The sequence below is a fragment of the Streptococcus sp. 477 genome, from assembly GCF_013277295.1.
Lineage (GTDB): Bacteria > Bacillota > Bacilli > Lactobacillales > Streptococcaceae > Streptococcus > Streptococcus pseudopneumoniae.
Map to the genome: position 1 here is coordinate 18,751 of NZ_VMMQ01000048.1, position 12,183 is coordinate 30,933.

The window sequence follows — 12,183 nt, forward strand, 5'->3', positions numbered from 1 at the left end:
TTACTTCATTTTACCAAAAAAATGTTTGAAACGGGTTTAAAAGGGGACAAATAATAGAATCTGTCCCTTATCATCCAGCAATAAAAAGTATATAATGAAATCGAAAACAAAGGTAGATGCCGAAAGGAGTTTCTCATGAAAAAAATTATAAATGAACAGACACAAGTTGTTGATGAAATGTTGCAGGGGTTGTCATTCATGCATGATGACTTGGTTCAACGCTTAGATGGTTTTGATGTTATCGTTAGAAAGGCAGAAAAGACAGGAAAAGTTGGACTCATTTCAGGTGGAGGTTCAGGACATGAACCCAGTCATGCTGGATTTGTAGGAGATGGAATGTTGTCTGCTGCCATTTGTGGAGCAGTCTTCACTTCACCTACTCCGGATCAAATTTTAGAAGCCATTAAGGCGGCTGATGAAGGTGCTGGAGTTTTCATGGTCATCAAGAACTATTCTGGTGACATTATGAACTTTGAAATTGCACAAGAACTTGCTGAAATGGAAGGTATTGATGTAGCAAGTGTTGTGGTTGATGATGATATCGCTGTTGAAAATAGTCTCTATACCCAAGGCCGTCGAGGTGTTGCAGGTACTATATTAGTCCATAAAATTTTGGGGGCTGCAGCTCGTTCTGGTAAATCATTATCTGAAATGAAGGACTTGGCCGACAAACTTGTCTTAGAAATTAAAACAATTGGATTAGCTCTATCTGGCGCTACTGTTCCAGAAGTTGGGAAACCAGGATTTGTTCTAGAAGATGATGAATTTGAATATGGAGTTGGTATTCACGGTGAGCCTGGATATAAAAAAGAGAAAATGCGACCTTCAGCACAATTGGCTTCAGAATTGGTTGAAAAATTATCTGAAGGTTTCCAACTTAAAGCTGGTGAACGCTATGGGCTTCTCATCAATGGTTTAGGAAGCACACCACTTATGGAGCAATACGTATTTGCAAATGATGTGGCTAAATTACTCCATGAAAAAGGTGTTGAGTTGGCATTTAAGAAAATTGGAAACTATATGACTTCAATCGATATGGCTGGTTTGTCATTAACATTGATTCGATTGGCAGATGATGAGTGGTTGGCTGCTCTAAATGCACCTGTTACTACACCAGCTTGGTAAGAGTCAAGGAGGAAATGTCAAATGAATGCTGAACAAGCTCTTGAATGGATGAAGCTTTTTAATGAAAAGATTCAAGAACAGAAAGATTACCTTAGTGAGTTAGACACTCCGATAGGAGATGGAGACCACGGTGGAAATATGGCGCGTGGCATGGCTGCAGTTATGGAAAACTTAGAAGGAAAGCAATTTGAAACTAACAGTGATGTGTTTAAACTTGTCTCAATGCAACTGCTGAGTAAGGTAGGCGGTGCTTCTGGTCCCTTGTATGGCTCTGCTTTTATGGGCATGGCCAAGGCTGACTCTAATTCGAAAATAGAGGAAATCTTACAAAGCGGTTTGGATATGATTGTCAAACGTGGGAAAGCAGAAGTTGGAGAAAAGACAATGGTTGATGTTTGGACTCCTGTTATTGCTGCTTTGTCTGCTGGTCAATTGACTCAAGAGGTTATTGATAAGGTAGTGAATGCTACCAAAGATTTACTTGCAACTAAAGGAAGGGCGTCTTATGTAGGAGAACGTTCTCTTGGACATATTGATCCTGGATCATTCTCATCAGGATTACTCTTTACTGCTCTTTTAGAAACTGGGGTGGTTTAATGGGAAGTATTGGTCTTGTTATCGTTTCACATTCCAAAAACATTGCAGAAGGTGTCGTTGAACTGATTAGTGAAGTAGCTAAAGATGTTCCGATTACTTATGTAGGAGGAACCGAAGATGGAGGAATTGGAACAAGTTTTGATCAAGTAGATAGGGTTGTTTCCGAAAATCCAGCAGATACCTTATTAGCCTTTTTTGACCTGGGTTCTGCTAAAATGAACTTAGAAATGGTGGCTGATTTCAGTGATAAAAGTATCATCATCAATAGGGTTCCAATTGTAGAAGGTGCTTATACTGCAGCTGCTCTTCTTCAGGCTGGTGCAGAACTGTCAGTTATTCAAACACAGTTGTCTGAGCTTGAAATCAATAAATAAGGAATTTTACTATAACACTTTTTATAGGTGGGCTATTGATTATCTCAACTATCAAATTTTAAGTAAATAAAAAGGGATTGCTTTGGGCAGTTCCTTTTTATTTTAACAAGAGTAAACCTATAGTGTTTCTAAATTGTGAATCATTCAAAACTGATTGTGATGAGACTATTCTAGCTTTAGAATCCTTCAAAAATTAAAGTTTAAGGCAATCAATTACTTAGAAGAGTACGAAAACATTTAGTTTATAGGAATTCTAGACCTAGAATCACATGGATATTTATGAAGTTAGGGTATTCGATAGTTAGGATTGTTCTATTCTGAACGATTTGGGTTGTCAATCTTCTAGAATAGTAGTTTGCCAATGAATTTTGTTGAAAGATTCCTTGTTTTATGGTAGTCTAAAGTAAAAGAAAGCCCTACCATTATATTTGTATCTTTAATCTGACTTGGTTTAGGTCTAGAAGAGGGATAGATATTTTGGGTTTCCAAATAATAATAATAATATTTTCACTTGCAAAAAATGTATTTCGACTTTATCTAATGTAGAAGAAAGAAATATCATGAAACGTTTATGACTTGTTGGAAAGAGAATGTGAACTAAAAATAGATTTAGGAGTAGGTAGATGAGTAGTTTAGAGTCAATTCGTAAAGCGCATATCATCGTGTGGGGTGCCTATCTATTTTTATCATTAAGGGCGCCGCTAATTAGCAGCACAGAGTATTTCTTGCTTATTTTTTTAGCGTTTCTCTATTCGATAGTATCGCTCCCTATATATTCAGCGAAAAATAAAATAGTATCTATCTGCCTAGCCATAAATTCGATTCTGTTAATGAGTTTCCCGATTTTAATCAATAAATATTTCCCAGGAAAGGTTTCTACTTATATCGTATTAATCAGTATTTTTATCCTGGAGTTCTTAATCTTTAATATAATTGGTAAAGATTTTGATACTAGATTAGCTAGCGAGTATAGGAAAATCAGTCAGTTTAAAAGTAAGATGTCTCAATCTCCTTGGATAAAATATTTAGAGATTTCTAGTTTTATATTAACTGTATTTCCATTTATTCTTCATGGTACAGTTGCTAATCATGTACTGACTCTTATTTTTTTGATAAAAATTTGTGTAGATACTACGATAAAGGTTCTATTAAACAGAATCTTTAAGACAAGTGAGGTAATGAAAAGGAGGATATTTTCTCTTTTTGTACTAGATTTGATTGTCTATTTATTTTTAGGTTATGTTTTAGTGATACAAAAAGACGAATATCTGTTTTCAATTCTACTAATTTTTTCTAATTTCTCACTTCCCTTTATCAGAGAAAAAGAGTATGAATTATTTAAAAATAAGAAGTGAGATAAATTGAAAATATACAAGGGATTCTTCTTTTTAAAACATAATATCGAAGCAATTGTTTGTCTAAAAAGTTGATTATTTGGATGAATGTCATTTTTTTGATGCTAATCATAGCAATGATGATTTATGCAAAATTAAAAAAGGTAAGGACACTGTAAAATTATGATGCGTAAACTAATTATTTTCTTACTAATGCTCCCTTTTTTAGGTTTATGGTTAGAGTTGCATGTCTTAGTGAATAACTTGCCATTGAATCTAGAAATTCCCCTTGATTTTATTATCAGTATGAGTCTTACTTTCTGTAGTTTGATTTTCTCAAAAATAGTTTTGGACCTACTATATGCATTGAAAGATTTATACAAGAAAAGAGGCCTTATTACGATTTTTCCTTTTATTTTTATAGGAAAGAAGAAAGTAAATGTGAGATTCTCACCCTATTTTTCATTCCACCGTAAAAGTTTGTCTACTGATGATTTGAAATCTAGAATTATATGGAGTTTTATTCTTGAGATAGCCATTATCGTAGCCTTTATTTTTAAAATGCCTATTGTCCTAATTGTGCTTACTACAATATTTTTTTGGAATATAATGGACATCAACCATCTCGTTTTTAATAAGACGGAATTTCTTTTCAATCAAAATAAATGGCAAAAAGAAGATTCGTTTGACAGGGATTTGAGCAATACTTTAAAGGATAAAATACAAAAATCAGAGCTAAATTATTCTGACTTAATGTGTATTCTGCTGTATGATGCGATTAACCAATCCACCTTTTTAACGGATAGCGAGATCTTTGAGGATATTTTGAAAAAAATTGAAGATTCTCAGAATACCCTTCTGTGTACAGGTCTTGCCGAGTTACTGATGTATGAAATTACTATTAGTAAAAATCATAACTGGCCAGAAAAGGTTGATCAAATTAGAATGCAACTTATTAGAATCAATCAATTAGATTTTTTCTATTATACAAGTTGGTTAAGGCAAAATTTTGATTTCTGTATGAATAGAGAATATGCCAAGGTGAAATCACGAAGGATATTGATTAGTAATAAGAAGATAATCTAGATTCATCCTGTTCGTACAGCAAATGAAATAATTTTAGCTAATTAGATTTGCAAATCTGTTCATCTATAGAATATGATTAGGTAAAAAAGTATCTTATCTAAATAATGAAGAGATAGTGTAACTTAATGGAGTATTATCTCTTCACAAGGAATTTTTTTTGGAGAAGCGTTGCAGTGAATGGATTATGTACTTATTTTATGGGGAATTAAATATGTTTAAACTAAGTGATAAAGCCAGAATAATATTTGCTATTATAGGAGTAAGTTCCATATTGGTTAGTATGTATCTTATACCTTTTATTAAAACTGAGAATAAATTTTGGGAAATACTTTTATTTATATTAGGTGTATTGCTAATTGGAATTGCGTTACTAAATCCCCCAAAAAATTAAATTTTAGAATAGTATTAGTGAGTAGGTAATCATTTATTGATTGGATTTTTTAATGCTATTGATGAATGGGATGGAAAATGTAAAATGACTTAAGGACAGGATAATAGTATTATGATGGTTGTTTTAATTTCAGTGGTTGTGGCATTTCTGTATTATGTAATTACAGAATATTTTAAGAATAGTTATATTGATTGTATACTATTTCTATCATTGCTAATTTCTCATTTGATATGGGATTACTATTTTTTGCCCATTGAAATCTTAGTGGCATTAGGCGGAGCAAATTTGCTGTCAAGATTTTTCAAAAAAAAGAGAAGTCAATAGAGTTGTTAGTGGATTATAAAGATGAAAGGTAAAATTGGGATATTTAAAATGAAACATTTTTTTGCAGGAATTGGTGAGATAAGATTTAGTAGTTATCTATTGTCTCTATGTGTAGGACTAGCCCCTCTTTTTCATATCTATGTAATAGGCTCTGAAATGAGTTTTGTGAAAATAGTGTTATCTATTTTGGGAGTCATATTTGTATTTATTTTAACTATTGCTCGAATTTATAGAAGATTTTTCTATCATTCACTAGATTAGTATGGATTAGTTAATCCATTAGAACTATTATTTTTGTTATACTTTACCACTTTTAAGTTTTTACATTAAACAACCGAATGAAGTGAAAGTTGTTTATCTTAGAAAGGAAAACCTCAAATTGTCCTACAAATTTCTATTTTTTGACCTCGACCACACTTTGCTTGATTTTGATGCTGCTGAGGATGTGGCTTTAACGCAACTTCTAAAAGAAGAAGGGGTTGCAGATATTCATGCTTATAAAGACTATTATGTTCCTATGAACAAGGCTCTCTGGAAGGACTTGGAGCAAAAGAAAATCAGTAAACAAGAGCTGGTTAACACGCGCTTTTCTCGTCTATTTGCTCACTTTGGACAGGAAAAAGATGGTAGTTTTCTAGCCCAGCGTTACCAATTTTACCTTGCCCAACAGGGGCAAACTTTTTCAGGTGCTAATGAACTTTTAGATAGCCTCATCGAGCGTGATTATGACTTGTATGCTGCGACAAATGGAATAACTGCCATTCAGACAGGGCGTTTGACTCAGTCTGGTCTGGCACCTTATTTCAATCAAGTCTTTATCTCTGAGCGATTGCAAACACAAAAGCCTGATTCCCTCTTTTATGAAAAAATCGGTCAGCAGATTGCAGGTTTTAGCAAAGAAAAGACGCTGATGATTGGAGACTCCCTAACCGCCGACATTCAAGGTGGTAATAATGCGGGGATTGCCACTATCTGGTACAACCCTCATGGCCTCGAAAATCATACACAAGCCCAGCCGACTTATGAAGTCCATTCTTACCAAGACTTGCTGGATTATTTAGATAAACTGTAAAAAGTGGTTTCCATAGCCACTTTTTGCTATAATAGAGGCAGTAAAAACGAAGGAGTTGGCTATGGAACACTCGTCTTGGCATGCTTTGATTAAGGAGCAATTACCTGAAGGTTATTTCGGGAAAATCAATCAGTTTATGGAGCAGGTCTATGCTCAGGGTACTGTTTATCCACCCAAGGAAAAGGTTTTTCAGGCTCTCTTGACAACACCGCTTGAAGAAGTTAAGGTGGTCATTCTAGGGCAAGATCCTTATCACGGTCCAGGTCAAGCGCAAGGCTTGAGTTTTTCTGTACCCGATTTTATCCCAGCTCCGCCATCCTTGCAAAATATCTTGAAAGAATTGTCAGATGATATCGGTGTTAAGAAATCTCATGATTTGACAGCTTGGGCTAAGCAAGGAGTCTTGCTTCTCAATGCTTGCTTGACGGTTCCTGCTGGGCAGGCCAATGGTCATGCTGGGCAGATATGGGAGCCTTTTACGGATGCTGTGATTCAGGTGGTTAATCATTTAGATAGACCAGTTGTTTTTGTACTCTGGGGAGCTTATGCACGCAAGAAGAAGACCTTGGTTACCAATCCTAACCACTTGATTATTGAATCAGCCCATCCCAGTCCTTTGTCAGTTTATAGAGGATTTTGGGGTTCCAACCCTTTTTCCAAGGCCAATGCATTTTTAAAAGAGACTGGACAAGAGCCAATCGATTGGCTTAGATAAGGAGAAAATATGCCTCAGTTAGCGACGATTTGCTACATTGATAACGGGAAAGAACTGCTCATGCTCCACCGTAATAAGAAACCCAATGATGTCCATGAAGGGAAATGGATTGGTGTGGGTGGCAAGCTAGAGCGTGGTGAGACTCCTCAGGAATGCGCGGCGCGTGAAATCCTTGAAGAAACAGGACTCAAAGCCAAGCCAGTTCTAAAAGGTGTTATCACTTTTCCTGAATTTACACCAGATTTAGACTGGTACACCTATGTTTTTAAGGTGACAGAGTTTGAGGGTGACTTGATTGACTGCAACGAGGGAACGCTAGAATGGGTTCCCTATGATGAGGTTTTGAGTAAGCCAACTTGGGAAGGTGACCATATCTTTGTTAAGTGGCTTTTAGAGGATAAACCCTTCTTTTCAGCCAAGTTTGTTTATGATGGGGATAAATTGTTGGATACCCAAGTTGATTTCTATGAATAAAGGAGAAAGCATATGCTACTAATCAAAAATGGTCGTGTAATGGATCCCAAGTCTAGTTTGGATCAAGTGTGTGATGTTTTAGTTCAAGATGGGAAAATTGTCAAAATTGCGTCTGAGATCACGGAAGAAGGAGCAGAAACGATTGATGCTAGTGGTCTAGTAGTTGCTCCTGGCTTGGTTGACATTCACGTTCATTTCCGTGAACCTGGTCAAACTCATAAAGAAGACATTCATACTGGTGCCCTAGCAGCCGCTGCAGGTGGTTTTACAACGGTTGTTATGATGGCTAATACCAGTCCAACTATCTCGGATGTAGAGACTTTAAAAGAAGTTCTGGATTCAGCTGCCAAAGAAAAGATTAATGTTAAGACGGTTGCGACCATTACTAAAAACTTTAATGGCCAAGATTTGACAGACTTTCAGGCACTTTTAGCAGCTGGTGCGGTTGGTTTCTCAGACGACGGTATTCCGCTTGAAAGCAGTAAAGTTGTCAAGGAAGCTATGGAAGAAGCTAAAAAGCTTAATACCTTTATTAGTCTTCATGAGGAAGATCCAGGTTTGAATGGGATTCTTGGCTTTAATGAAAATATCGCTAAAGAACATTTCCATATCTGCGGTGCGACTGGGGTGGCTGAGTATGCTATGATGGCGCGTGATGTCATGATTGCCTATGCAACTAAGGCCCATGTTCACATCCAGCATTTGTCTAAGGAAGAAAGTGTTAAAGTAGTGGAGTTTGCTCAAGGTTTGGGTGCGCAAGTCACAGCAGAAGTAGCGCCACAGCATTTTTCTAAGACTGAATCGCTCCTTTTGACACAAGGTAGCAATGCTAAGATGAATCCTCCACTTCGTTTGGAATCAGACCGTCGTGCCGTTATCGAAGGCCTCAAATCAGGCGTCATCACAGTTATCGCAACTGACCATGCGCCTCATCATGCAGATGAGAAAAACATTGAGGATATTACCAAAGCGCCATCTGGTATGACTGGTTTGGAAACATCTCTTTCCCTCGGTTTAACTTATTTGGTAGAAGCTGGGGAATTGACCTTGATGGAATTGCTTGAAAAGATGACCTACAACCCAGCCAAACTTTATAACTTTGAAGCAGGTTACTTGGCTGAGAATGGTCCAGCAGATATCACTATTTTTGATGCCAAGGCTGACCGCCTTGTGGACTCCCATTTTGCTTCCAAAGCAGCTAATTCACCATTCATCGGTGAAACCTTAAAAGGGCAAGTTAAATATACCATCTGTAAGGGACAAATCGTTTATCAAGCTTGATAGGAGTTGGAATATGAATTATTTTCGAAAACGTAGGGAAAGACAAGCAAAATCTAATAGTGGAATTTACTGTCCCGCAGCTAATCGTTCTAAAATTCAATATGAAACTAAAGAAAAAGCTGACCATGCGGTTCAATATGATAATGGAGGTTTAGTTAGAAGCTATTATTGTCGTACATGTGCGTGTTGGCATACTACTTCAAAATCTAATAATCCTCCGCTAAGTTTGAAAAAATATGGTCTGAAACTCTTTGGTTTAGATAAATCAGAATAGAAAGAGAAGTATGTATAAGACAAAGTGTTTACGAGAGAAGTTAGTATTATTTTTAAAGATATTTTTCCCAATCCTGATCTACCAATTTGCCAATTATTCTGCCTCTTTTGTTGACACTGCAATGACAGGTCAATACAATACTATGGACTTGGCTGGTGTGTCTATGGCAACCAGTATCTGGAATCCTTTCTTTACCTTTCTAACAGGAATTGTGTCGGCCTTGGTACCCATCATTGGTCATCATCTTGGTCGAGGCAAAAAGGAAGAAGTTGCATCTGATTTTTACCAGTTCATCTATCTAGCCTTGGGTCTATCTGTGGTCTTGCTGGGGATGGTGCTTTTCTTGGCACCACCAATCTTGAATCATATTGGACTAGAAGCACCAGTGGCAGCAGTAGCGGTTCGCTATCTTTGGTTTTTATCTATCGGGATTATCCCCTTGTTGCTCTTTAGTGTCATTCGTTCCTTGCTGGATTCGCTGGGCTTGACCAAACTGTCCATGTACCTCATGCTTTTGTTACTTCCTCTCAATAGTGGATTTAACTATCTCTTGATTTACGGGGCCTTTGGTGTTCCAGAACTGGGAGGTGCTGGTGCTGGTTTAGGAACATCCTTGGCCTACTGGGTCTTGCTGGGGATTTCTGTTCTGGTTCTATTTAAACAGGAGAAGCTCAAGGCTCTACATCTTGAGAAACGAATTCCGCTTAATATGGATAAAATCAAGGAAGGAGTTCGTTTAGGTCTGCCTATTGGGGGGACTGTATTTGCTGAGGTGGCTATCTTTTCCGTGGTTGGCTTGATTATGGCTAAGTTCTCGTCCTTGATTATCGCTAGTCACCAGTCAGCTATGAACTTTTCAAGTCTCATGTACGCCTTTCCTATGAGTATCTCATCTGCTATGGCTATTGTCGTTTCCTATGAAGTGGGAGCCAAGCGATTTGATGATGCGAAAACCTATATTGGTCTAGGAAGATGGACAGCCCTCATTTTTGCGGTCTTCACCTTATCCTTCCTTTACATTTTTAGGGGAAGTGTGGCTAGTCTTTATGGTAACAACCCAGAATTTATCGATTTGACAGCACGTTTTTTGACTTACAGTCTTTTCTTCCAGTTAGCAGATACCTTTGCAGCACCTCTTCAGGGAATTTTACGGGGGTATAAGGATACCGTTATTCCTTTTTACCTTGGTTTGGTTGGTTATTGGGGGGTGACACTCCCGGTAGCTATGGTATTCGACTCTCTAACAGATTTTGGAGCTTATTCTTACTGGATCGGTTTGATTATTAGTCTAATTGTAAGTGGGGCTCTCTACCGTTGGCGTTTAACTGTGATTATGAAGAGATTTGAATCCAGAAAAGCTTGATTTTTAGAATTCCTACAAGCAAAAATATCAATCCTTATCTGCATTATTTTTGCTATAGTTAAATTAGTAGTAGGAAAATGAGAACTTCAAAAATATAGAAACAATTGATATTCCACACCACTTTACTGGGATCAGATATAAAGAAAAAGAAGTTGCTTATTTTTAGCAGCTTCTTTTTTTGATAAATATTTTACATAAGTTATATTACGTAAAATTATAAACTATCCAAGGCATTTTTTTGTTCATCATTGACGATATGGGTATAGAGGTCAGTGACTTGTGTACTGGCATGTCCTAGCTGGTGACTGACCAAAACTTGCGATTTAGTAGCATCATAGAGCCTAGTTGCTAGGGTATGGCGCAGTTTATGGGGTGTTACACGGACTTTGAAGTCCTCTGAGTATTTAGCAACCATTTTCTCAACGCTGGAAGCGTCAATACGATTGGGAACACCTCTATAGAGTGTCAAAAAGAGGGCTGTGTCTGTTTTTTCCGTCTTATAGCGTTGATTTCGAATGGCCAGATAATTCTCTAAATAAGGCTTAGCAAAGGCAGCAACATTGACCGAATCGCGTTTGCCACCTTTTCGAGTGACATCAATAACCATCATTTTTAGATTGAGATCTCTTAAATCCAGATTAACAGCTTCAGATAAGCGAACACCCGATGCCAAGAGAAGGGCAATAATGGCTAAATCTCGTTCTTTATTTTTGTTGAATGATGAGAGAGCTCGATTTGAAAGCTGTTGTGGGTACTCTTGGTCAATATAAGTTAGAAAACCTTCTGTTTCATCACCTAAAAAGAGTTTTTGCTTGATGTTTTCAGCTCTGGCAGCAAGGGTCTCTTTCTTTTTCTTTGTTGAAACTTTCTTCATTACATTACGATAGAAATAAGGTTCGCCCTGGTCGTTTTCAACCTCCTCGGTCAGATACTTGTAAAGACTGGAAAGCGCTGATAAGGTCCGATTGATGGTTGTCTGAGAAACACCTTGTTTGCTTGTATTGGCATTCAGCAAAGGACGTTCTCGAAGATAAAGGATAAAAGCCTCCATATCTTTCTTTGACATGTTTTCCAAGACAGATAAAGGAATATTAGACATTTTATCAGTGTTTGAGATACCAGACTCCAAAACCCAGCTGAAAAATCGATCATATTCCTTGAGGTATTCGTACAAGGTTGTAAAACTGTAAGGAACAGCAAGCTTAGATTGGTAGTATTCAAGAATATACCAGGGCATGATTTGTTTTAGTTTGTCGATTCGTTCCAGTAAAATCTCACGTTTCATGTATTTTCTCCATAAATAAGTCTATTAGTAGTATAGCATGGACTTATTTATTTTTCAAGAAAATTATAGTTTTTCGGAAAGATGATATAGAGCTTTTTAAAGAAGACTTAGACCTGAGTAAAACAGATCTAAGTCTTTGGAGTTTCTATTGAGAATCATTAGCTAGTGCTTTTTCTAGTTTCCAAATACTAAACCAGAATGAAATAGTCAACAGAATAAAGAAAATCATAAAGAACTCACCCATTAAACTTCTGTTAATACTACACAACTGAAGAGCTATATAAGGAGCTATGAGATACAAAATACATTGTATAATTGCTATTGTTTTCTTTTTCATGATTTTAATCTTACTGTACAGATTTGATACAGTAAACTCCTTTCTAGCTTTATGCTTTATCATTTCTAACTTAATTATAGTCTTATTTTACCAAAGTTCAATTATTTGTATGTAAAATTCCTTATCTGTAAAAAGTCATAACCACCCGTGA

15 protein-coding genes are annotated in these 12,183 nt (G+C 36.7%); 14 read left to right on the forward strand and 1 reads right to left on the reverse strand.

Annotation, left to right across the window (positions count from 1 at the left end; all coding sequences use genetic code 11):
- The first annotated feature begins 135 nt into the window (after positions 1-135).
- The 14 genes from dhaK to pdrM all read left to right on the forward strand — a co-directional run bounded on the left by dhaK (position 136) and on the right by pdrM (position 10,410).
- Positions 136-1,125: a dihydroxyacetone kinase subunit DhaK gene (gene dhaK, locus HT691_RS06490; protein WP_172921838.1), complete on the forward strand. Its 990-nt coding sequence runs from the start codon at positions 136-138 to the stop codon at positions 1,123-1,125.
- Positions 1,126-1,146: 21 nt separating this feature from the next.
- The gene (gene dhaL, locus HT691_RS06495) at positions 1,147-1,722 is read left to right on the forward strand and encodes a dihydroxyacetone kinase subunit DhaL (protein WP_000990804.1); all 576 of its coding nucleotides are present in this window, start codon (positions 1,147-1,149) and stop codon (positions 1,720-1,722) included.
- On the forward strand, positions 1,722-2,096 hold the full coding sequence (gene dhaM / locus HT691_RS06500) for a dihydroxyacetone kinase phosphoryl donor subunit DhaM (RefSeq protein WP_050236558.1): 375 nt from the start codon (positions 1,722-1,724) through the stop codon (positions 2,094-2,096). The genes dhaL and dhaM overlap by 1 nt, the downstream gene beginning before the upstream one ends.
- A gap of 623 nt (positions 2,097-2,719) precedes the next feature.
- On the forward strand, positions 2,720-3,451 hold the full coding sequence (locus HT691_RS06505) for a hypothetical protein (RefSeq protein WP_172921837.1): 732 nt from the start codon (positions 2,720-2,722) through the stop codon (positions 3,449-3,451).
- A gap of 162 nt (positions 3,452-3,613) precedes the next feature.
- Positions 3,614-4,516, forward strand: a complete 903-nt coding sequence (locus tag HT691_RS06510; protein ID WP_023933363.1) for a hypothetical protein — start codon at positions 3,614-3,616, stop codon at positions 4,514-4,516.
- Positions 4,517-4,727: 211 nt separating this feature from the next.
- Positions 4,728-4,907 carry a hypothetical protein gene (locus HT691_RS11660; protein ID WP_031243548.1) on the forward strand — a complete coding sequence of 60 codons (180 nt, stop codon included), beginning with the start codon at positions 4,728-4,730 and terminating at the stop codon, positions 4,905-4,907.
- A 111-nt stretch (positions 4,908-5,018) separates the two neighbouring features.
- Positions 5,019-5,231, forward strand: a complete 213-nt coding sequence (locus HT691_RS11320) for a hypothetical protein (protein ID WP_119943331.1) — start codon at positions 5,019-5,021, stop codon at positions 5,229-5,231.
- A gap of 48 nt (positions 5,232-5,279) precedes the next feature.
- Entirely contained in the window at positions 5,280-5,492 is a 213-nt protein-coding gene (locus HT691_RS11325) for a hypothetical protein (RefSeq protein ID WP_031243545.1), read from the forward strand.
- A gap of 118 nt (positions 5,493-5,610) precedes the next feature.
- A complete protein-coding gene (locus HT691_RS06515; protein WP_031243543.1) occupies positions 5,611-6,303 on the forward strand; it encodes a YjjG family noncanonical pyrimidine nucleotidase in 693 nt (230 codons plus the stop codon).
- Positions 6,304-6,364: 61 nt separating this feature from the next.
- Positions 6,365-7,018: a uracil-DNA glycosylase gene (locus tag HT691_RS06520; protein ID WP_172921836.1), complete on the forward strand. Its 654-nt coding sequence runs from the start codon at positions 6,365-6,367 to the stop codon at positions 7,016-7,018.
- Positions 7,019-7,027: 9 nt separating this feature from the next.
- A complete protein-coding gene (locus HT691_RS06525; protein ID WP_023936889.1) occupies positions 7,028-7,492 on the forward strand; it encodes an 8-oxo-dGTP diphosphatase in 465 nt (154 codons plus the stop codon).
- Positions 7,493-7,504: 12 nt separating this feature from the next.
- On the forward strand, positions 7,505-8,773 hold the full coding sequence (locus HT691_RS06530; protein ID WP_023933355.1) for a dihydroorotase: 1,269 nt from the start codon (positions 7,505-7,507) through the stop codon (positions 8,771-8,773).
- Between the two features lie 13 nt (positions 8,774-8,786).
- Positions 8,787-9,047, forward strand: a complete 261-nt coding sequence (locus HT691_RS06535; protein ID WP_023933353.1) for a hypothetical protein — start codon at positions 8,787-8,789, stop codon at positions 9,045-9,047.
- Positions 9,048-9,057: 10 nt separating this feature from the next.
- A complete protein-coding gene (gene pdrM, locus HT691_RS06540; protein ID WP_000278528.1) occupies positions 9,058-10,410 on the forward strand; it encodes a sodium-coupled multidrug efflux MATE transporter PdrM in 1,353 nt (450 codons plus the stop codon).
- A 214-nt stretch (positions 10,411-10,624) separates the two neighbouring features.
- On the opposite strand, the gene xerS is transcribed toward pdrM, so the two are convergent.
- Positions 10,625-11,695 carry a tyrosine recombinase XerS gene (gene xerS, locus HT691_RS06545; RefSeq protein ID WP_172925305.1) on the reverse strand — a complete coding sequence of 357 codons (1,071 nt, stop codon included), beginning with the start codon at positions 11,693-11,695 and terminating at the stop codon, positions 10,625-10,627.
- Positions 11,696-12,183 lie beyond the last annotated feature (488 nt).